An 18,836-nucleotide genomic window follows, 5' to 3' on the forward strand; every position below is an offset into this window, starting at 1 on the left:
GCGCGCGAACTAGACTTGCCGGGTGTCTGAAATCACTCCTGATCTCGTGCGCCATCTCGGTGTGCTCGCCCGGATCCAGTTGAGCGACGAGGAGATCCAGAGCCTGACCGGCCAGCTGGATGCCATCGTCGACAACATCGCGAAGGTGTCCGAGGTGGCGACCCCCGAGGTCGTCGCGACGAGCCACCCGATTCCGCTCGAGAACGTCTTCCGCCCCGACGTCGTGCAGCCGCAGCTCACGCGCGAGCAGGTGCTGCAGAACGCCCCCGACCAGGCCGACGGCCGGTTCCGGGTCACCGCCATCCTGGGGGAGGAACAGTGAAAGATCTCACGCGACTGACCGCTGCCGACCTGGCATCCGCCCTGGCGAGCAAAGAGGTGTCGAGCGTCGAGGCGACGCAGGCGCACCTCGACCGCATCGCCGCCGTCGACGGCGACGTCCACGCCTTCCTCCACGTGAGCGACCACGCGCTCGAGGTCGCCGCCGACATCGACCGCCGCCGCGCGGCCGGCGAGCAGTTGCACGAGCTGGCCGGCGTCCCGCTTGCGGTGAAGGACGTGCTCGTCACGACCGACATGCCCTCCACCAGCGGGTCGAAGATCCTCGAGGGGTACATGTCGCCGTACGACGCCACCGTCGTCGCGCGCTCCCGTGCCGCGGGCCTCGTGCCGCTCGGAAAGACGAACATGGACGAGTTCGCGATGGGCTCCTCCACGGAGTTCTCCGCGTACGGTCCCACCCGCAACCCGTGGGACCTCGACCGCATCCCCGGCGGCTCCGGTGGAGGCTCGGCCGCGGCCGTCGCCGCCTTCGAAGCCCCGTTGGCCCTCGGCTCCGACACGGGCGGCTCGATCCGCCAGCCCGCACACGTCACCGGCACGGTGGGCGTCAAGCCGACCTACGGCGGTGTGAGCCGCTACGGCGCGATCGCGTTGGCATCCAGCCTCGACCAGGTCGGTCCGGTCACCCGCACCGTCCTCGACGCGGGCCTGCTGCACGACGTCATCGGCGGGCACGACGCCAACGACTCCACCTCGCTGTCCGACGAGTGGCCGTCGTTCGCCGCCGCCGCCCGCGAGGGTGCGAGCGGTCAGGTGCTCAAGGGCCTCAAGGTCGGCGTCATCCGCGAGCTCGACGACCGCGGCTTCCAGAAGGGCGTGTCGGATTCGTTCCGTGCGTCGCTGGCGGCCATGGAAGCCCAGGGTGCCGAGATCGTCGAGATCAGCGCCCCGCATTTCGAGTACGGTGTCGCCGCCTACTACCTCATCCTCCCGGCCGAAGCCTCGAGCAACCTCGCGAAGTTCGACTCGGTGCGCTTCGGCCTTCGCGTGAACCCGCAGGGGGCCGCAACGGTCGAGAACGTCATGGCCGCCACGCGCGACGCGGGCTTCGGTCCCGAGGTCAAGCGCCGCATCATCCTGGGCACCTACGCCCTGTCCGCGGGCTACTACGACGCGTACTACGGCAGCGCCCAGAAGGTCCGCACGCTGATCCAGCAGGACTTCGATGCCGCGTTCGCGCAGGTCGACGTCATCGCGACGCCGTCGGCGCCAACCACGGCGTTCCGCCTGGGCGAGAAGATCGACGACCCGCTGCAGATGTACCTCAACGACATCACCACGATCCCGGCGAACCTCGCGGGCGTCCCGGGCATCTCGATCCCGAGCGGCCTCGCCGAAGAGGACGGTCTGCCCGTCGGCATCCAATTCCTGGCCCCCGCCCGCGAGGACGCCCGTCTCTACCGCGTCGGTGCCGCCCTCGAGGCGCTTCTCGTCGACCAGTGGGGCGGACCCCTGCTCGACAAGGCCCCCTCCCTCACGAACGGAGCGTCGCTCTGATGGCGAAAGATGCCCTGATGGACTTCGACGAGGCGCTCGAGCTGTTCGAGCCCGTCCTCGGCTTCGAGGTGCACGTCGAGCTGAACACCGCGACCAAGATGTTCTCGTCGGCGCCCAATCCCGCCAACGACGAGAACCACGGGGCCGAGCCCAACACGCTCGTCGCTCCGGTCGACATGGGCCTGCCGGGCGCCCTCCCGGTCGTGAACCAGGAAGCGATCCGCTCCTCGATCAGCCTCGGCCTCGCGCTCGGCTGCTCGATCGCGCCGTCGAGCCGCTTCGCGCGGAAGAACTACTTCTACCCCGACCTGGGCAAGAACTACCAGATCTCGCAGTACGACGAGCCGATCGCCTTCGAGGGCTCGGTCGAGGTCGAGCTCGAAGACGGCACCATCGTCATGGTGCCGATCGAGCGCGCGCACATGGAAGAGGATGCCGGCAAGCTCACCCACATGGGCGGTGCGACCGGTCGCATCCAGGGCGCCGAGTACTCGCTCGTCGACTACAACCGCGCGGGCGTCCCGCTGGTCGAGATCGTCACGAAGCCGATCTTCGGCGCCGAGCACTCCGCTCCCGATCTGGCGAAGGCGTACGTCGCGACCATCCGCGACATCGTGCGGGCCCTCGGCATCTCGGAGGCGCGTCTGGAGCGCGGGAACCTGCGCTGCGACGCCAACGTGTCGCTGCGTCCCCGCGGCCAGGAGAAGCTCGGCACGCGCACCGAGACGAAGAACGTCAACTCGATGCGTTCGGTCGAGCGCGCGGTGCGCTACGAGATCCAGCGGCAGGCCGCCATCCTCGCGAAGGGCGGCACCATCACGCAGGAGACGCGCCACTGGCACGAGGACACCGGTCGCACCTCTCCCGGGCGCCCCAAGTCGGACGCCGACGACTACCGCTACTTCCCGGAGCCGGACCTGCTGCCGGTCGTCCCCGCGCCCGAGCTGATCGACGAGCTGCGCGCCGCCCTGCCCGAGCAGCCCGCCGCGCGTCGTCGCCGCCTCAAGGCGGAGTGGGGTTTCACTGACCTCGAGTTCCAGGACGTGGCTAACGGCGGCCTGCTCGACGCCGTGGCCGACACGATAGCCGCGGGCGCCGCCCCGGGCGCGGCCCGCAAGTGGTGGACCGGTGAGATCACCCGCGTCGCCAACGCGCAGGAGCGCGACGCGGCCGACCTCGTGTCGCCCGAGAACGTGGCCGCGCTGCAGAAGCTCGTCGACGCCGGGACGCTGACCGACAAGCTTGCGCGCCAGGTGCTCGAGGGCGTCATCGGCGGAGAGGGCACCCCACAGCAGGTCGTCGACGCTCGAGGTCTCGCCGTGGTGTCCGACGACGGGGCGCTCATCGCCGCGATCGACGAGGCCCTCGCGGCCCAGCCCGACGTGCTCGCGAAGATCCGCGACGGCAAGGTGCAGGCCGCCGGCGCCGTCATCGGCGCGGTCATGAAGGCGATGAAGGGCCAGGCCGACGCCGCGCGTGTACGCGAGCTCGTTCTGGAGCGCGCCGCCCAGTAAGACACCGGATGCCACGACCACGGCCGCTCCGCGCGGCTCGGGGTCGTGGCATCCGTCGTTTTCCGGCACGGGCCTTCGGGCGCGACCGCCTCCTCAGCGATTCGGGCGAACGCGGTGGTCGTCGCCCGTCACGGGCCGAGGTCGCGCGGATCGCTGGACGTCGGTCACGACCCCGGCCCGATGTCGGAGGTCCGGGGGAGAATGGATGCCATGGGACGAGGTGACGGAACGGGGCGCATCGTCTCTCGCCCCGACGCCGACGACACCGGCACCGGCATCCTGCACGTCGACATGGACGCGTTCTTCGCGTCGGTGGCGGTGCTCGACGATCCGTCGCTGGCCGGGAAGCCGCTGATCATCGGCGGGTCCGAGGGGCGCGGTGTCGTCTCCAGCGCCTCGTACGAGGCGCGCCGCTACGGCGTGAAGTCGGCGATGCCGGTCGCGATCGCGCTCCGCCTGTGCCCGACGGCGATCGTCGTCAACCCGCCCTACCACCGCTACACCGAGATGTCGCGGCAGGTCATGGCGATCTTCCACGACGTCACTCCTCTCGTGGAGCCGCTGTCGATCGACGAGGCATTCCTCGATGTCCGCGGCGCCCGCCGCTTGTGGGGGAGCCCTGGGACGATCGCGCGCGATCTGCGCGCCCGCGTCAAGGCCGAGACGGGCCTCACCTGCAGCATCGGGGTCGCCGCGACGAAGCACGTCGCCAAGATGGCGTCCACGATCTCCAAGCCCGACGGCCTGCTCGTCGTCGCCGCGGCCGACACCGAGGCGTTCCTGCGTCCGCGGTCGGTGCGGGCGCTGTGGGGCGTGGGTCCCAAAGCCGCGGAGGCGCTCGAGTCTCGCGGCATCCGGCTCGTCTCCGACATCCTCGACACCCCGCGCCATGCGCTCGATCAGGTGCTGGGGTCGGCGATGGGGGAGCGTATCTGGCATCTGTCGCGCGGGATCGACGCCCGCGAGGTGCACACGGGGCGGTCCGAGAAGAGCGTCGGGCACGAAGAGACCTTCCACACCGACATCTCCGACACCCGCCTGCTGCACGTCGAGCTGCGGCGGCTCGCCGACCGCGTCGGCGCGCGCCTGCGCGGCCAGCAGTACGAGGCATCGACGATCTCGATCAAGGTGCGCTTCTCGGACTTCACGACGCTCAGTCGTTCGCGCACCCTGAAAGAGCCCACGTCCGTCGGCCAGCGGATCGGCGACGCCGCGATCGAGTTGTTCGACTCCATCGACCGTAGACAGGCCGTGCGCCTCGTCGGCGTGCGCGGCGAGAAGCTCAAGCCCGCGGCGATGGCGGCGACCCTCTGGGACGACGACGCCGAGTGGCGCCGGGTCGAGGGCGCCCTCGACGGTGCAACCGCCCGCTTCGGGCGCGGCGCGGTGACCCGTGGGTCGCTCCTGGGGCCGTCGCGCGGCGGGGGAGCCCTGCCGACGAACCCGCGGCCGTCGTACGACCACTGACACGGGGCCCCGGCCGACGCAACGCCCCTGGGCTCGTCCCGGCCGGCCCGCTACGGTGGGCCTATGCCCAACATCGCATTGGAACTCGGCAAGCAGGCCACCAGCTTCGGCGTCACCTCCGCCTACGGCGAGCAGCAGGACGTCGACGGCGTCCGCATCGTGCCCGTCGCCCTCACCTGGGCCGGCTTCGGCGGTGGCTCCGACGAGCAGGGCAACGGAGGTGGCGGCGGAGGCGGCTACACCCTTCCGCTCGGCGCGTACATCCGCCGTGGCGACGACCTGCGCTTCGACCCGAACCTGGTCGCGCTGCTCGCCGTCGGCATCCCGTTCGTATGGGTGGCCGGTCGCGCCCTCAGCCGTGTCATCCGCGCCCTCAAGAAGTAGCGCGGACCCGGTCGACGACGCCCTCACCACGGCGGTGGCCGCGGTGGCGGCGCGTGTCGCGCGCGTCGGCGCGGCCAATCCGGTCGTGATCGTCGACGGCCGCAGCGGCGCGGGGAAGAGTTCGCTCGCGCGCCGTCTGGTCGCGGCCTGGCCGGGGCGCGGTCGCGTGCAGCTCATCGCTCTCGACGACCTCTATCCCGGGTGGGACGGCCTCTCCGACGGGGTCGCCTACGCGCGTGAGACCGTCCTCGTGCCGCACGGCCGCGGTCTCGTCGGCGTCTGGCAGCGCTGGGACTGGGAGCTCGGACAACGCGCGGAAGCCCACGCGGTCGACCCGTCGCTCCCGCTCGTCGTCGAGGGGGCCGGTCTGCTGACCCCGGAGGTCGCGCGGCTCGCCGATGTCACGGTGTGGGTCGAGGCGCCTCTTCCCTCGCGACGCGCACGCGCGCTCGACCGCGACGGCGACACGTACCGACCGCACTGGGACCGGTGGGCGCGTCAAGAGGACGCGCACATCGAGGCCCATGGCCCGGCTGCGGCCGCGGACGTCGTCGCCCGCATCCCGTGATGGCTCGTGGCGGGCTCAGCCGCGGTCGAGGGCCGTCATGAGGCCGTCGAGGCGATAGCCGATCCAGTCGTAGACGCCAAAACGCGGGTCGTCGGGATGGTGGTCGTCGTCGGTCTGGATGCCGAGTCGTGTCGCCAGCACCAGACGCACCGCCGCGAGGGTGCGCATCCACGCGAGAGCCTCGGTCTCGCCGAGGGCGACCGCGATGGCGGCATCCGGGTCGCTTTCGGGGTCGAGGTCGGTACCGTCATGGCCGAGCGTCCGCAGCACCGTCGCCGCGTCGTCCGCGCGCCGCTGCAGCAGATCGGCGCCCGTCAGCCGACGGAACTCGCGGCTCGCCTGGGCGTCGTCGGGGTAGGCGTCAGGGAGCAACCGGGTGACGGCCGGATCGGTGTCGGCGCGCGTCTCGGCGAGGAGGTCGCGGAACTGCCCCACGATGCCGGCGAGGTGGAGCGCCTCGAGTCCGCTGACCTCCATCACGACGATCCGTTCGTTCACGCGGGGTCCTTCCTCACGGTGGCCCACAAGCCGTAGTCGTGCATCGCCTGGGTGTGCGCCTCCATGACCTCTCGCGGGCCGCGGGCGACGACAGCGTGACCGTCGTGGTGCACCGAGAGCATCAGGCGATGAGCGGTCGCGGCATCGAAGCCGAAGTACGAGCGGAAGACGTGCGTCACGTAGCTCATCAGGTTGACCGGATCGTTCCACACCACGGTCTGCCACGACGCCGGCGGCATCGAGGACGTGTCGCGCTCGAGGTCGGCGTCGAGATCGGGCGTCGCGAGCCCCGCCATCACGCCCACCCCAGTTCGTGGAGCTTCTCGTCGTCGATGCCGTAGAAGTGCGCTATTTCGTGCACGAGGGTGGTGTGGATCTCGTCGCGCAGCTCGTCTTCGTCGGCGCAGGCGGCCAGGTGCGGCTCGCGGTACAGGATGATGCGGTCGGGGAGTTCGCCGACGCCGTAGCGGTCACGCTCGGTCAGGGCCCAGCCGTCGTAGAGGCCGAGCAGATCGAGCGAACCGTCCTCGGGGCGATCCTCGACGACGAACACCACGTTGTCCAGACCCTCCACCATGTCGTCGGGCAGCTGGTCGAGTTCGTCGACCACGAGGGCCTCGAACGCCTCGGCGTCGAGAGACAAGGCGGGGCGTGCGTCGACGTGATCGTTCACGGCGGGCCTCCCGGGGTTTCGGGCCGGTGCGGAGCGCGCCGGCCCCGTCGATCGATTCTACGGCGGGGCAGGGGCGGGCGGCGGGATCTCGGCCCGCCCGATGAACGACGAAGGCCCGGACAGCACTGCTCTGCCGGGCCTTCGTCATCTCTTGGGGTGGCTAACGGGACTTGAACCCGCGACCCCCGCGACCACAACGCGGTGCTCTACCAACTGAGCTATAGCCACCATGTGTCTGCCGGAGAAGACAACTGAACGATTATGTCATAGGTCGGCGGCGTACGACGACACGGCCGACGCCGACACGGCCTTGGCCTCGTCGCTGGTCGGACCGGGCTGGGGCACGAAGACCGCGGCACGGTAGTAGGCGAGCTCGCGGATGGACTCGCGGATGTCGGCGAGGGCGCGGTGTCCGCCGTTCTTGGCGGGGGCCTGGAAATAGGCCCGCGGATACCATCGACGCGACAGCTCCTTGATGCTCGAGACATCGATGTTGCGGTAATGCAGCCACCGGTCGACGCGCGGCATGTACTTGGCGAGGAACATGCGGTCGGTACCGATCGTGTTGCCCGCCAGCGGCGCCTTGCCCTCGACGGGCGCGAAACGCTGGATGTACTCGAGGGCCTGGAACTCGGCATCGGCGAGGCTCACGCCGAAGGGGATCTCATCGAGCAGACCCGACGACCGGTGCATGTCGGTGACGAACTCACCCATGTTCGCGAGGGCGGAGTCGTCGGGCTTGATGACGATCTGAAAGCCGGGGTCGAGGGGGGTCAGCTCAAAATCGGTGACGACGACCGCGATCTCGACGAGTTCGTCGACCCCCAGATCGAGGCCGGTCATCTCGCAGTCGATCCAGACGAGCCGGTCGTTCTCGGAGGCGTTTACCATCCCCACATCCTACTGAGGGGCCCCGACATCGGCTCGGTCCCCCAGACACGATTCGAACGTGTGACCGGCGGATTAGAAGGCCGCTGCTCTATCCACTGAGCTACTGGGGGTCGCCCCCAGGATAACGGTCGCCTCCGGCTGACCGCACCAGCCCCTGGCGCGCGGCGGCGAGCGAGCGTAATCTCCGGGGCGAACGAGAGCAAAGGAGCACTCATGAGCGACACCGCCACACGACGCCTCTGGGTCGCCTACGGCCCCAACGGGGTCGTCGGCAAGATTCAGAAGGATGCCGACGGCTACCGCGTCCACATGGCCGGCAAGGACGAGCCGCTCGGGGCCTACCCGTCCATGGACATCGCCAAGAACGCCCTGCACGCGCACCTCAAGCCCGGCAGCGACCGACCGGAGTTCCGCGAGCACTGATTCGCGACCTCCGAGCGGGTCCGTCGCCGGTGCGGTCGGACCCGCATCGCGGGTGCTGGCGGACCCGCATCGCTCGTGCGGGCGGACTCGCACCGCGTGTGCGAGAGGTGAGGCGCCGTGAGTCCCGGACGGCCGGTTCGCCGGGTGCGCGACCTATACCCGCGCGCGATCCGGCGTGCGCGCGGGCGCCGGCTTCGTCGCGAGCAGGGGAAGAGCGAGGTGCACCAGCGGGCCGATGCCGAGCGCGAAGACCACCGTTCCCAGACCGACCGTGCCCCCGAGCAACCACCCGAGCACGAGGACCGAGCCCTCGACCGTGAGCCGGCACGCCCAGATGGGCCAGCCGAGGCGACCGTTGAGGCCCGTCATCAGCCCGTCACGGGGTCCGGGTCCGAAGTTGGCTCCGATGTAGAGTCCGGATGCCACCGCCACCAGCACGACGCCGGCGACGAGCATGAGCGCCTGCAGCCAGAAGACGTCGGGGTGGGGGAGCACCCCGAGGGCCAGCTGCAGGCTGGTGCCGACGAGCGCGATGTTCGCGAGCGTGCCGACGCCGGGCTTCTGCCGCAGCGGGATCCAGAGCAGGAGTACGCCGAGACCGACGATGTTCGTCACCCACCCGATGCCGATGCCGCTCACACGGGACAGTCCCTGCGCGAAGACGGTCCACGGGTCGACGCCGAGACCGGCCGCCACCGTGAAGGCGCAGCCGACGCCGTAGAGCACGAGACCGATGACGAGACGGGTGACGCGGGAGAACATGAGGGAATCCAATCACGCGATTGGCTTTCTACCAGGATGCCAATTCGACTAACGTGGCCCCATGGACTCGCGCATCTCGGCTCGTGCACTCGCTGCTGCCCTCGGGGGATGGCGGGGGAGCGGCCCCGCGTACGAGGCACTCGCCGACGCGGTACGTCTGCTGTGCCTCGACAACCGCCTCGCCCCCTCGACGGCGCTGCCGGCCGAGAGGGAACTGGCGGCGGCGCTGTCGCTGAGTCGGACGACCGTCGCCGCGGCCTATCGCAGCCTGCGCGACACCGGCCACATCGAGAGCCTGCGCGGCAGCGGGAGCGTCACCCTGCCCCTACGCCGCAACGATCCCGGGCGACTCGACGCCGGGGATGCGGCGATCGACCTGCAGCAGGCGAGCCCGGCGGCGTGGCCCGGTCTCGCCGCGGTCGTCGCCGAGGTCGCCCAAGAGGCTCCTGCTCTGCTGTCGCGCGTCGGCTACGACGTGGTGGGCGACCCCGCGCTGCGCGTCGCGATCGCGGATCACTACGGGCGTCGGGGGATGCCCACCTCGACCGACCAGATCCTCGTGACCTCCGGTGCGCAGAGCGCCATCCACCTGATCGCGTCGGTGCTGCTCTCCCGAGCCGATCGGGTGCTTCTGGAGACGCCCACGTATCCGCACGCGGCGGACGCGTTCCGACGGGTCGGAGCGCGACTGATCGGTGTTCCCGTCGACCCGGCAGCCGGGTGGGACCTCGAGCGCACCGAGCAGAGCTTCGCGCGCGCACTGCCCACGCTCGCGTATCTCATGCCCGACTTCCAGAACCCCACGGGCCGCACGATGAGCGCCACCGAGACCTCGGTGTTCGTCGCCGCCGCGCGCGCCGCCGGCGCCGTCCTGGTGCTCGACGAGACGACGGCCCAGCTCGGAATCGATCGCGAGCAGGGCCCGGCCCCCTTTCCCGATGACGATCGGATCATCCGCCTCGGCTCGCTCGGCAAGACCGTGTGGGGAGGCCTGCGGGTGGGCTGGGTGCGCGCCGCTCCCGACATCGTGCGGCGACTCGCCGCCGAGCGCCCGGTGCACGACCTGGGCACGCCCGAGATCGAGCAGGCGATCGCGCGGCGTCTGCTTCCGCGTCTCGACGAGATCGCTCAGCAGCGCGGTGACCTGCTGCGGGCCGGGCGCGACAGTCTCGTTGCCGCCCTGCGCCACCGCCTCCCCGAATGGGACGTCCCCGACGTCGCGGGCGGTGTGTCGCTGTGGGTCGGCATCGGTGAGGCGCTCAGCACGCCTCTGGTCATGAACGCACGGTCGCGTGGACTGGCGCTGTCGGCGGGCTCGCGGTTCGCGGTCGAGGGCGGTCACGATCGGCGCCTCCGCGTGCCGTTCACCGCACCGCCCGCGACCTTGGAGCGGGCCGTCGACATCTTGCGCGCGAGTTGGGACGACGTGCGCGGCGGCGCCTCCGTCGTCGCGCGCGAGGACTTCGCCACGGTCGTCTGACCGGACGCCGACACCCCCGTCACCTCACCGCGCGTACCGCAGGCACTCGACGGCATCGGACGACGACCAGAACTCCCCGAGACGGCGGAAGCTCCCGGAGGCGGCGTGGAAGCGTTCGGCCGCATAACGCCATCCGCCCTCCGCGGCGACGGCTCGGATATGACCGACCACGATGCCGCGCGGATCGGCGATGCGCCACAGACCCGCGGCGACGTGCGTCGCCGCTCCCCACCCGGCCGAGCGCGGGGCCGGAGCGAGATCGTTCCACAGTGCGGTGCTCATGCCGTCACGGTACGACCAACCTCCGACATCGCCGTCCGAGGCGGATGTCGAGCGTTCCTCCCCATCCACGCGCGGCCGCCCTGTGTCCACAGATCGGCCTCCTCGCAGCGCGGCGCGGTCGACGACCCGGTCATCCTGAGCGTGCCTCCGGCATCCGTCGGGCACACGGATGCCGGAGGCACGACCCCATCGAGAGGACACATCATGAGCGACCACATCACCCTCGTCGGCAACATCGTCGGAGACCTCGAGCAGCGCTCCACGCGCGGAGGCGACTCCATCGCCGCCTTCCGCCTGGCCGTCGGCGAACGCCGCTTCGACCGAGAACGCGGCGAGTGGGTCGACGGGCACACGAACTACTACTCCATCTCCGTCTTCGGCGAGCTCGGGGCCAACGCCCTGCGATCGCTCCGCAAGGGGGAGCGCATCGTGCTGAGCGGGCGCCTGCGGCTGCGCGAATGGGAGACCGAGACCAAACGCGGCGTGAGTGCCGACGTCGTCGCCGAAGCCCTCGGGCACGATCTGCGATGGGGGCGGTCGCAGTTCGAGCGCACTCCGAAGCCGGGTGCGGCCGCTGCCGCCCCGACGACGACGGAGTCGAACGACGACGAGGCCTGGTCGGCTCCGGGTCGGGAGACGGAGGCGGAGGACGTCCCCGTCGCCGCGGGCGGGACGACCGCGGTCGGGTCCGGTGGCGAGGGTGGCGAGACGCCGTTCTGATCGGCGACGCCTCCGAAGGGGGCGGCCGCGCGGGAGGACGGGAGCGGATCCGTAGACTCGGTCGCGTGTCCCGTCTTCCCGGTCGTCCCCTCGCCGCTCTGACCGTCGTCGCCGCGCTGGCTCTCGCGGGCTGCACCGCGCAGGCCCCCGACCCGGCTCCCGCGATCACCGAGGGGGCGCCCACCGCGGCGGCGTCCGACTCCGCGTCTCCCGCGGCCGCGTCGGCGACGCCGTCCGCGGCCGCGCTGGTCCCCGGCGGGACGGCCCAGGAGAATCTGCCGTTCTTCACCCAGATCGTCGCCGGTGTGTGGGCCGGCCCCGACCAGTCGACCGGGCGCGCCTACATCGATGCGTTGTCAGCGGGCGGCTTCGATCGGGGCGCCATGCAGGTGACGGCCGACCAGTCGACGATCGGCAATGCGGCGGAGAGCATCGCCTTCTCGGTCCGCATCGGCGGGGAGTGCCTCGTCGGTCAGGTCGGCCCCTCCATCGGTCAGCCCGTCACCGCGGTGATGCCCGGGCTGGCCGCGGGCGGGTGCCTCATCGGTCAGACGGTCGGCATCGACTGATCCCCGACGCCGCGCCCCTAGACTGGACGGGTTATGGCGGAATACATCTACTCCATGGTCCGCGCCCGCAAGGCTGTGGGCGACAAGTTGATCCTCGACGACGTCACGATGTCGTTCCTCCCCGGTGCCAAGATCGGCATGGTGGGACCGAACGGTGCCGGTAAGTCCACGATCCTGAAGATCATGGCGGGGCTCGACAACCCCTCCAACGGCGAGGCGCGGCTCAGCCCCGGCTTCACCGTGGGCATCCTCATGCAGGAGCCCGAGCTCGACGACAGCAAGACCGTGCTGGAGAACATCCAGGACGGCGTCGCGATCAAGCCGAAGCTCGACCGCTTCAACGAGATCTCGGCCCTCATGGCCGACCCCGACGCCGACTTCGACGCACTGCTGGCCGAGATGGGCACCCTGCAGGAGGAGATCGACGCCGCCGACGGCTGGGACCTCGACTCCCAGCTCGAGCAGGCGATGGACGCCCTTCGCACGCCGCCGGCCGACGCCTCCGTCATCCCGTTGTCGGGTGGTGAGCGTCGCCGCGTCGCCCTCGCCAAGCTCCTGCTGCAGAAGCCCGACCTCCTGCTGCTCGACGAGCCCACCAACCACCTCGACGCCGAGAGCGTGCTGTGGCTCGAGCAGCATCTCAAGGCCTACAAGGGCGCGGTCATCGCCATCACCCACGACCGGTACTTCCTCGACAACGTCGCGGAGTGGATCGCCGAGGTCGACCGCGGGCACCTGTACCCCTACGAGGGCAACTACTCCACCTACCTCGAGAAGAAGGGGCAGCGTCTCGACGTCCAGGGCAAGAAGGACGCCAAGCTCGCCAAGCGCCTGAAGGAAGAGCTCGAGTGGGTCCGCTCCAACGCGAAGGGCCGCCAGGTCAAGTCGAAGGCGCGCCTGGCCCGCTACGAGGAGATGGCGGCCGAGGCCGAGCGCACGCGCAAGTTGGACTTCGACGAGATCCAGATCCCCGCGGGTCCGCGTCTGGGCAGCATCGTCATCGACGCCAAGAAGCTCGAGAAGAGCTTCGGCGACCGGTCGCTCATCAGCAACCTGAGCTTCAACCTGCCGCCCAACGGCATCGTCGGCGTCATCGGACCCAACGGTGTCGGGAAGACCACGCTGTTCAAGACGATCGTCGGTCTCGAGCCCCTCGACGGCGGAACGCTGAAGATCGGCGAGACGGTCAAGATCAGCTACGTCGACCAGTCGCGCGCCAACATCGACCCGGAGAAGACGCTGTGGGAGGTCGTGTCCGACGGGCTCGACATCATCACGGTCGGCAAGACCGAGATCCCCTCGCGCGCCTATGTGTCGAAGTTCGGCTTCAAGGGTCCCGACCAGCAGAAGAAGGCCGGTGTCCTTTCCGGCGGTGAGCGCAACCGTCTCAACCTCGCGCTCACGCTGAAAGAGGGCGGCAACCTGCTGCTCCTCGACGAGCCCACCAACGACCTCGATGTCGAGACGCTCAGCTCGCTTGAGAACGCCCTCCTGGAGTTCCCCGGCTGCGCCGTCGTCATCACGCACGACCGGTGGTTCCTCGACCGCATCGCCACGCACATCCTCGCCTACGAGGGTACCGAGGAGCACCCCGATCAGTGGCACTGGTTCGAGGGCAACTTCGAGGCCTACGAGGCGAACAAAATCGAGCGCCTCGGTGCCGACGCGGCCAACCCGTCGCGTTCGACCTACCGCAAGCTCACGCGTGACTGACGACGTCACCGGCGACTCGGGTCCGGCGTCCGCCGGGCCCGAGCGCCTGCACGTGCCCATCCACCTGCGGTGGGGAGACCTCGACGCACTGGGACACGTCAACAACACCTCGATGCTCAAGCTCCTCGAAGAAGCGCGCCTGCGCGCCTTCTGGCGCAGCGACGACGACGGCGAGGCTCTGCCGACCGCGGTGTTCGACATGAGCGTGCTCGAGAGCGGCGGAGAGCGCGCCACGCTCATCGCCCGACAGGAGATCGAATACCTCCGCCCGGTCCCGTACAGCCAGCGTCCCCTCGACGTGCGCCTGTGGATCGGCGCGATGGGCGGCTCCAGCGCCGACATCTGCTTCGAGGTCTACAGCCCCCGGGGCGACGCCGAACCCGTGCTCTACGCCCGCGCGACCGCGGTCACCGTCCTCGTCGACACCGCGAGCGGGCGCCCCATCCGCTGGAGCGAGGCCGAGCGCTCCGCGTGGGCGCCGTACGTCGGCGACCCGATCGAGTACCGCCGCCGCTCCGCCCGCGGCTGACGTCAGCCGTACCCGCGCGCGCCCCGCGAACTAGACGTCGCGTGCCGCCGTGGGCACCCCTCGGCCGTGCGGACCACGCTCGCCGGGTAACGAGATACAAGGTGCTCTCATCTCGTCGCCGCAGGGCCCCGAGCGGCCGGGACCGCGGCATCCGGGGTCACCCGCGCGGGACGCGCACCATGACCTCCTGCGCGACGCTGGCCACCAGCACGCCCTCGCGCGTGTAGATGCGCCCCGTCGCGAGGCCGCGGCCGCCGCGGGCGTTGGGCGACTCCTGCACGTAGAGGAGCCAATCGTCGACGCGTCCCGGACGATGCCACCACATCGCGTGATCGAGGCTCGCGACCTTCAGTCCGGGCGCGTTCCACGCGACGCCGTGGGCGCGCATGATCGATTCCTGGATAGTCAGGTCGCTGAGGTACGCGAGCGCGGCACGGTGCACGGCGGGGTCGTCCGAAATGGGGCGACGCAGCTTCATCCACACGGCCTGACGCGGCACGTGCGGGCCCTCGACCGAGGCGTACAGCGGCGAACCCACGTGCCGCACGTCCACGGGGCTCTCGGAGAAGATCCGCCGGCTGATCGGGTGCAGTGCCTCGACGTCGAGCGTCGGGGCGTCTTCGGGCTGGGGGATGCCCTCGGGCATGGGCTCGAAGTGCTCGAGTCCCGGGTCTTCGTCCTGGAACGACGCGATCATCGAGAAGATCGGCACACCCGCCTGGAACGCCTGGGTCCGCCGGGTCGAGAACGAACGACCGTCGTGGATGCGATCGACCGAGAAGGTGATGCCGTCGGTCGGGTCGCCCGGCCGCAGGAAATAGCCGTGCATCGAGTGCACCGAGCGCTCGGGCGGGAGGGTGCGCGAGGCGGCCACGATGGTCTGTGCGAGTACCTGTCCGCCGTAGACCCGACCCGTGGGCATGGCCTGCGACATCCCGGTGAAGATGTCCTCGGTCGTGCGCGCTCCGGCGTCGCGGAGATCGAGCACGGCGAGCAGGGACGTCACCGGATCGCTGGCCTCGGTCACGCTGTCTCCCGTTCCGGCGCGACGAGCCCGCACCGCTTGGTAGTTTAGGGCGGGTGTCCGCGCGCCTGTTGTTCCCCGACCCGCAGGCGGCAGCCGACCTGCTCACCTTCGCCTCCCGCACCATCCGTCTCGGTGACGGAACGGTCCGGCTGCGCGCCGAGAACGGGGTGCTCGTCGCCACCGCCGCCCCCCTCGCTCCGCGGGGCCTGATGGACACCACCCCGACCGTGCTCGGGCTGCGGGTGTCGGCGATCGACCCCGAACTCGAGTGCGACCTCGTCGTCGAGGCGGCATCCCTCCTTCCGGCACCCGACGATGCGAGTGCGGTCCTCCTTCCCGACACGGCCACGTCGCCGGCGTGGGCCGGGATCTCGCCGCCCCGCGGCGGGTGGGAGCAGGTGGATGCCGTCGACGCCGCCGTCCTGGCCGCACGGGCGCAGTACGGGGTCGCCGCCGTCGCCGACGCTCTGCCGGCCGACGCCGGGGAGGACGTCGTGCGGGTGATCCGTGCGTCGGTGTGGGGGCAGCCCGACGACGCCCTCGGCGGACTTCCCCTGGGCACGGCGTTCGCGGCGTTCGCGCTCGGCTTCATCGCCGGGTCGGAACAAGCCGCGGTGCGCCGCAGCGGCTCCTGGACGCGGGTGAGCCTCGCGCGCGGGCACGTCCTCGTGCGCGGTCCGGTGCGGTCGGGGCTGACGCCCGTCCGGGCGACCGGCTCGTAGTACAGCGCGCGCACAGGTGGCCTCCGTACGCTGAACCGAGCAAGGGGAGTACTCCCGAGCGTCGGATCCGTCATCACGAGCCCACCGTTGGGTTCCGGGTCCGGCGGCCCCGCGGGGCGGAGGAGACCTTGACGTCGCGGCAGCGTGCCGCCCGTCGAGAGGTACCCCATGGTCTCGTTCTCCCGCCTGTTCGATCTCGCGTCCAAGGCCGTCGACAAGGCGACGTCGTCATCGTCGTCGTCCGGCCGTCCCGCACAGGGCGGCGGACGCGATTGGCGTGACATGGTCCGCGGCGCCGCGGACGCGGTGACCGGCGATCGCCGAGCCGCGGGCACCGCCGCCGGTCGGCCGACGGCGCCGCCGCACGGCCAGAGCTACGCCCCGCCCGCCGCGGGAACCCACGCCGCCTCGCTCTCCGCCGACGACCGCGCTGCGATCGCGCGCTACGACTACCTGCTCCGCACCGCCGACCCCGACCGGGTCGAGCAGATGCACCGGGAAGCCTTCGGCCGCCTCACCCCGCAGCAGCGCGCTCACGTCCGTGCGCGCATGGACGCCGACCTCGCTCCGCACGAGCGGCCGCGCTCCGACGCCCCCGACGACCTGGCGCGCACCGCCGCACGTGCGGAGGCCGCGCGCCCGGGCCGCATGTCGCGACTGCTCGCCGGGGCGGGCACGGCCGGGCTGGTGGGCGCCGGCGCGATCGGCGTTGGGGGCCTGCTCGCGGCGGTCGCGGGCGGCGCGGTCCTCAGCTCGGTCGCCGGACCCCTGCTCGAGCAGGCGGGTCAGCTCGGGGTCGACTTCACCGGACTCGCCGAGGGCGTCGACCTCGAGGCCATGGCATCCGGGGTCGACCTGCCCAGCCTCGCCGAGGGCGCGGGGCTGGGAGCCGTCGGAGACTGGGCGGGCGGAGCCCAGGACGCCGTCTCGGGTGTGGGCGAGCAGGTCAGCGGCTTCGGCGACAGCCTGTCGAACCTCGACATCCCGGGATTCGGCGACTTCCTCGGACGCTGACGGCCGGCGACCCGGCGTCAGTCGGCGGAGCGGACGGGCAGCCCCGTATCGGGGCGCCCGTCCTGCCGGGGGCCGATGCCGCGCGGCTCGAAGGTGTTGACCATGGCGTAGGCCGCGCGCTCGAGGTAGTCCCACAGGGGGGCTTCGAAGGCGGGCGGCAGGGCGATCTCGTCGACCGCGGCCCGCATGTGCGCGAGCCAGCGGTCACGGGCGTCGGGATCGACGTGGAACGGCATGTGCCGCATTCGCAGGCGGGGGTGACCGCGAGTCTCGCCGTAGGTCGTCGGGCCACCCCAGTACTGCGCGAGGAACAGCGTCAGGCGCTCCGCCGCGGGGCCGAGGTCGTCCTCGGGATACATCGGCTTGAGCACCTCGTCGCCGGCGACGCCGCGATAGAAGGCGTCGACGAGTCGGCGGAAGGTGTCCATGCCGCCGACCTGGTCGTAGAACGTCACCGGCTCGCTCACGAGCGGCCCTCCTCGTCGGCGCGGACCGCGGGAGGGGTCGGCTTGGGGGTGTCGGCGCCGGGGAGGTCGACCGTCGTGGTCGGGGCGGCATCGCGGACGGTCGCCTTCTTCGTCTTCTCGGGCGGGGTGAGGCTGCCGTCGGTCTCGCCAACGACCTTCTTGGCGCGCCGACGCGGCTTCCACACGGGTCGGTCGGTCGCCGAGGCGACGGGCGTCTCCTTCGTCTTCGGCGGGTGCGCCCCGCGAACACTTTGGGCGCCCTCCGCGCCGGTGAGCACGATGGAGTTCAGCTGGGGGAGCGCGATGCCCATCGCGTCGATGGCCCGCTTCAGACGCGCGCGCAGTTCGCGAGCGACGTCGTCCTTGGCGCTGGAGCGGGTCTTCAGCACGAGACGGATGACGAGGGCGTCACCGCTGATCGATTCGAGGCCCCAGATCTCGGGCTGCTCGATGATGCGCGAGCGCCACTTGGGTTCCTTCCACATCGTCTTCGCGGCGGACAGCATGGCCTTCTCGACGTCGTCGATGTCGGCATCCACCGGCACCGCGAGGTCGATGATGACGCGCGACCAGCCCTGCGACATGTTGCCGATGCGGGTGATCTCGCCGTTGCGCACGTACCAGAGCGTGCCGTTGACGTCGCGCACGTGCGTGATGCGGACGCTCACGAACTCCACGATCCCCGTCGCCAGGCCGAGGTCGACGACGTCGCCGATGCCGATCTGGTCTTCGGCGACGATGAAGATGCCGTTCAGGACGTCTTTGACGATGTTCTGGGCGCCAAAACCGAGACCGGCGCCGACGGCCGCCGTCAGCAGCGTCAGCGAGGCCAGGGCGTCCGGCGCGACGATCGTGGCGATCCACACGAGCGCCACGATCACGAGGATGACGTTGACGATGTTCTGCAGGATCGTGCCCAGGGTGCGGGTGCGTTGCACGAGGCGCACGGCGCTGAGGGGCGAGCGGTCGAGCGCCTGGGTGTCGTCGACGCGCGCCTTGCTCTTGGCGCCGTTGACGATCCGGTCGACGACGCGGCGGATGATGGCGCGCAGGATCCACGCCGCCACGGCGACGCCGACGATGATCCCGAGGATCTGCAGCATCGTGCCGCCGAAGCTCAGCAGCTGGCTGCCGATCCAGGTCCAGGTGTCGGCGCGCGCGAGATCGGCGGGCGAGGTGATGGTGGGCGACGGGGACGGGCTCGGTACGGAGGTGTCGGCGAGAACGAACATCGTGATCCAGCCTAACGACGGAAGCCTCGGCGCCGGCTGGGCGTCGAGGCTTCCGCGGTGCG

23 protein-coding genes and 2 tRNA genes are annotated in these 18,836 nt (G+C 70.8%); 14 read left to right on the plus strand and 11 right to left on the minus strand.

Going from position 1 to position 18,836, the window contains the following annotated elements; genetic code table 11:
• Positions 1-22 precede the first annotated feature (22 nt).
• From gatC to Q9R20_RS13005, 6 genes are all read left to right on the plus strand, one after another.
• On the plus strand, positions 23-322 hold the full coding sequence (gatC, locus tag Q9R20_RS12980; protein WP_311249725.1) for an Asp-tRNA(Asn)/Glu-tRNA(Gln) amidotransferase subunit GatC: 300 nt from the start codon (positions 23-25) through the stop codon (positions 320-322).
• Positions 319-1,839: an Asp-tRNA(Asn)/Glu-tRNA(Gln) amidotransferase subunit GatA gene (gene gatA, locus Q9R20_RS12985; protein WP_311249726.1), complete on the plus strand. Its 1,521-nt coding sequence runs from the start codon at positions 319-321 to the stop codon at positions 1,837-1,839. The genes gatC and gatA overlap by 4 nt, the downstream gene beginning before the upstream one ends.
• Positions 1,839-3,353 carry an Asp-tRNA(Asn)/Glu-tRNA(Gln) amidotransferase subunit GatB gene (gene gatB, locus Q9R20_RS12990; protein WP_311249727.1) on the plus strand — a complete coding sequence of 505 codons (1,515 nt, stop codon included), beginning with the start codon at positions 1,839-1,841 and terminating at the stop codon, positions 3,351-3,353. The genes gatA and gatB overlap by 1 nt, the downstream gene beginning before the upstream one ends.
• Before the next feature lie 210 nt (positions 3,354-3,563).
• Positions 3,564-4,820, plus strand: coding sequence for a DNA polymerase IV (locus tag Q9R20_RS12995; protein ID WP_311249728.1), 1,257 nt, complete (start codon positions 3,564-3,566; stop codon positions 4,818-4,820).
• Between the two features lie 63 nt (positions 4,821-4,883).
• Entirely contained in the window at positions 4,884-5,204 is a 321-nt protein-coding gene (locus tag Q9R20_RS13000; protein ID WP_311249729.1) for a hypothetical protein, read from the plus strand.
• Positions 5,179-5,772, plus strand: coding sequence for a hypothetical protein (locus tag Q9R20_RS13005; RefSeq protein ID WP_311249730.1), 594 nt, complete (start codon positions 5,179-5,181; stop codon positions 5,770-5,772). The genes Q9R20_RS13000 and Q9R20_RS13005 overlap by 26 nt, the downstream gene beginning before the upstream one ends.
• 15 nt (positions 5,773-5,787) lie before the next feature.
• Here Q9R20_RS13005 and Q9R20_RS13010 read toward each other — a convergent pair whose 3' ends face one another.
• The 6 genes from Q9R20_RS13010 to Q9R20_RS13035 all read right to left on the minus strand — a co-directional run bounded on the left by Q9R20_RS13010 (position 5,788) and on the right by Q9R20_RS13035 (position 7,944).
• Positions 5,788-6,270 carry a DUF2017 family protein gene (locus Q9R20_RS13010; RefSeq protein ID WP_311249731.1) on the minus strand — a complete coding sequence of 161 codons (483 nt, stop codon included), beginning with the start codon at positions 6,268-6,270 and terminating at the stop codon, positions 5,788-5,790.
• Positions 6,267-6,566: an ATP-dependent Clp protease adapter ClpS gene (clpS, locus tag Q9R20_RS13015; RefSeq protein ID WP_295840835.1), complete on the minus strand. Its 300-nt coding sequence runs from the start codon at positions 6,564-6,566 to the stop codon at positions 6,267-6,269. The genes Q9R20_RS13010 and clpS overlap by 4 nt, the downstream gene beginning before the upstream one ends.
• Complete coding sequence (locus Q9R20_RS13020; RefSeq protein WP_396653695.1) at positions 6,566-6,847, minus strand: metallopeptidase family protein; 282 nt, start codon at positions 6,845-6,847, stop codon at positions 6,566-6,568. The genes clpS and Q9R20_RS13020 overlap by 1 nt, the downstream gene beginning before the upstream one ends.
• A 248-nt stretch (positions 6,848-7,095) precedes the next feature.
• A tRNA-His gene (locus Q9R20_RS13025) sits at positions 7,096-7,171 on the minus strand.
• 36 nt (positions 7,172-7,207) lie between these two features.
• The gene (gene orn, locus Q9R20_RS13030) at positions 7,208-7,834 is read right to left on the minus strand and encodes an oligoribonuclease (protein WP_311249733.1); all 627 of its coding nucleotides are present in this window, start codon (positions 7,832-7,834) and stop codon (positions 7,208-7,210) included.
• A gap of 37 nt (positions 7,835-7,871) precedes the next feature.
• Positions 7,872-7,944: transfer RNA gene (locus tag Q9R20_RS13035), tRNA-Arg, on the minus strand.
• 103 nt (positions 7,945-8,047) lie between these two features.
• Between Q9R20_RS13035 and Q9R20_RS13040 the strand changes: the two genes are divergently transcribed.
• A complete protein-coding gene (locus tag Q9R20_RS13040) occupies positions 8,048-8,257 on the plus strand; it encodes a methyltransferase (RefSeq protein ID WP_311249734.1) in 210 nt (69 codons plus the stop codon).
• Between the two features lie 153 nt (positions 8,258-8,410).
• Here Q9R20_RS13040 and Q9R20_RS13045 read toward each other — a convergent pair whose 3' ends face one another.
• On the minus strand, positions 8,411-9,019 hold the full coding sequence (locus tag Q9R20_RS13045; RefSeq protein ID WP_311249735.1) for a hypothetical protein: 609 nt from the start codon (positions 9,017-9,019) through the stop codon (positions 8,411-8,413).
• A 61-nt stretch (positions 9,020-9,080) separates the two neighbouring features.
• Here Q9R20_RS13045 and Q9R20_RS13050 point away from each other — a divergent pair, with 61 nt between their 5' ends.
• Entirely contained in the window at positions 9,081-10,499 is a 1,419-nt protein-coding gene (locus Q9R20_RS13050; protein ID WP_311249736.1) for a PLP-dependent aminotransferase family protein, read from the plus strand.
• Positions 10,500-10,523: 24 nt separating this feature from the next.
• On the opposite strand, the gene Q9R20_RS13055 is transcribed toward Q9R20_RS13050, so the two are convergent.
• The gene (locus tag Q9R20_RS13055) at positions 10,524-10,781 is read right to left on the minus strand and encodes a hypothetical protein (protein ID WP_295840562.1); all 258 of its coding nucleotides are present in this window, start codon (positions 10,779-10,781) and stop codon (positions 10,524-10,526) included.
• Between the two features lie 204 nt (positions 10,782-10,985).
• Here Q9R20_RS13055 and Q9R20_RS13060 point away from each other — a divergent pair, with 204 nt between their 5' ends.
• From Q9R20_RS13060 to Q9R20_RS13075, 4 genes are all read left to right on the plus strand, one after another.
• A complete protein-coding gene (locus Q9R20_RS13060; RefSeq protein WP_311249737.1) occupies positions 10,986-11,501 on the plus strand; it encodes a single-stranded DNA-binding protein in 516 nt (171 codons plus the stop codon).
• Between the two features lie 65 nt (positions 11,502-11,566).
• Positions 11,567-12,070 (plus strand): DUF6993 domain-containing protein, encoded by a 504-nt coding sequence (locus tag Q9R20_RS13065; protein ID WP_311249738.1) that lies wholly within the window; start codon positions 11,567-11,569, stop codon positions 12,068-12,070.
• A 33-nt stretch (positions 12,071-12,103) separates the two neighbouring features.
• A complete protein-coding gene (gene ettA / locus Q9R20_RS13070) occupies positions 12,104-13,783 on the plus strand; it encodes an energy-dependent translational throttle protein EttA (RefSeq protein ID WP_311249739.1) in 1,680 nt (559 codons plus the stop codon).
• The gene (locus tag Q9R20_RS13075) at positions 13,776-14,312 is read left to right on the plus strand and encodes a thioesterase family protein (RefSeq protein WP_311249740.1); all 537 of its coding nucleotides are present in this window, start codon (positions 13,776-13,778) and stop codon (positions 14,310-14,312) included. Before ettA ends, Q9R20_RS13075 begins: the two co-directional genes overlap by 8 nt.
• Before the next feature lie 157 nt (positions 14,313-14,469).
• Here Q9R20_RS13075 and Q9R20_RS13080 read toward each other — a convergent pair whose 3' ends face one another.
• Positions 14,470-15,339 (minus strand): acyl-CoA thioesterase II, encoded by an 870-nt coding sequence (locus Q9R20_RS13080; RefSeq protein WP_311249850.1) that lies wholly within the window; start codon positions 15,337-15,339, stop codon positions 14,470-14,472.
• A gap of 53 nt (positions 15,340-15,392) precedes the next feature.
• On the opposite strand from Q9R20_RS13080, the gene Q9R20_RS13085 reads away from it, so the two are divergent.
• Both Q9R20_RS13085 and Q9R20_RS13090 read left to right on the plus strand, forming a co-directional pair.
• Complete coding sequence (locus tag Q9R20_RS13085) at positions 15,393-16,061, plus strand: hypothetical protein (protein ID WP_311249741.1); 669 nt, start codon at positions 15,393-15,395, stop codon at positions 16,059-16,061.
• A 168-nt stretch (positions 16,062-16,229) separates the two neighbouring features.
• Complete coding sequence (locus Q9R20_RS13090) at positions 16,230-17,075, plus strand: cation-transporting ATPase (RefSeq protein ID WP_311249742.1); 846 nt, start codon at positions 16,230-16,232, stop codon at positions 17,073-17,075.
• A gap of 17 nt (positions 17,076-17,092) precedes the next feature.
• Here Q9R20_RS13090 and Q9R20_RS13095 read toward each other — a convergent pair whose 3' ends face one another.
• On the minus strand, positions 17,093-17,542 hold the full coding sequence (locus tag Q9R20_RS13095) for a globin (RefSeq protein WP_311249743.1): 450 nt from the start codon (positions 17,540-17,542) through the stop codon (positions 17,093-17,095).
• Positions 17,539-18,774 carry a mechanosensitive ion channel domain-containing protein gene (locus tag Q9R20_RS13100; protein WP_311249744.1) on the minus strand — a complete coding sequence of 412 codons (1,236 nt, stop codon included), beginning with the start codon at positions 18,772-18,774 and terminating at the stop codon, positions 17,539-17,541. The genes Q9R20_RS13095 and Q9R20_RS13100 overlap by 4 nt, the downstream gene beginning before the upstream one ends.
• Between the last annotated feature and the right edge of the window lie 62 nt (positions 18,775-18,836).

Source organism: Microbacterium sp. PRF11 (assembly GCF_031844085.1).
Lineage (GTDB): Bacteria > Actinomycetota > Actinomycetes > Actinomycetales > Microbacteriaceae > Microbacterium.

Excerpts from the sequence above, each read along its gene's own strand:
- Q9R20_RS13000 (WP_311249729.1), top strand. The coding sequence starts at position 4,884 with ATGCCCAACATCGCATTGGAACTCGGCAAGCAGGCCACCAGCTTCGGC.
- Q9R20_RS13055 (WP_295840562.1), bottom strand. The coding sequence starts at position 10,781 with ATGAGCACCGCACTGTGGAACGATCTCGCTCCGGCCCCGCGCTCGGCC.
- ettA (WP_311249739.1), top strand. The coding sequence starts at position 12,104 with ATGGCGGAATACATCTACTCCATGGTCCGCGCCCGCAAGGCTGTGGGC.
- Q9R20_RS13045 (WP_311249735.1), bottom strand. The coding sequence starts at position 9,019 with ATGTTCTCCCGCGTCACCCGTCTCGTCATCGGTCTCGTGCTCTACGGC.
- clpS (WP_295840835.1), bottom strand. The coding sequence starts at position 6,566 with ATGGCGGGGCTCGCGACGCCCGATCTCGACGCCGACCTCGAGCGCGAC.
- Q9R20_RS13020 (WP_396653695.1), bottom strand. The coding sequence starts at position 6,847 with ATGGTGGAGGGTCTGGACAACGTGGTGTTCGTCGTCGAGGATCGCCCC.
- Q9R20_RS13050 (WP_311249736.1), top strand. The coding sequence starts at position 9,081 with ATGGACTCGCGCATCTCGGCTCGTGCACTCGCTGCTGCCCTCGGGGGA.
- Q9R20_RS13100 (WP_311249744.1), bottom strand. The coding sequence starts at position 18,774 with ATGTTCGTTCTCGCCGACACCTCCGTACCGAGCCCGTCCCCGTCGCCC.
- Q9R20_RS13040 (WP_311249734.1), top strand. The coding sequence starts at position 8,048 with ATGAGCGACACCGCCACACGACGCCTCTGGGTCGCCTACGGCCCCAAC.
- Q9R20_RS12995 (WP_311249728.1), top strand. The coding sequence starts at position 3,564 with ATGGGACGAGGTGACGGAACGGGGCGCATCGTCTCTCGCCCCGACGCC.
- Q9R20_RS13060 (WP_311249737.1), top strand. The coding sequence starts at position 10,986 with ATGAGCGACCACATCACCCTCGTCGGCAACATCGTCGGAGACCTCGAG.
- gatB (WP_311249727.1), top strand. The coding sequence starts at position 1,839 with ATGGCGAAAGATGCCCTGATGGACTTCGACGAGGCGCTCGAGCTGTTC.
- orn (WP_311249733.1), bottom strand. The coding sequence starts at position 7,834 with ATGGTAAACGCCTCCGAGAACGACCGGCTCGTCTGGATCGACTGCGAG.
- Q9R20_RS13090 (WP_311249742.1), top strand. The coding sequence starts at position 16,230 with ATGGTCTCGTTCTCCCGCCTGTTCGATCTCGCGTCCAAGGCCGTCGAC.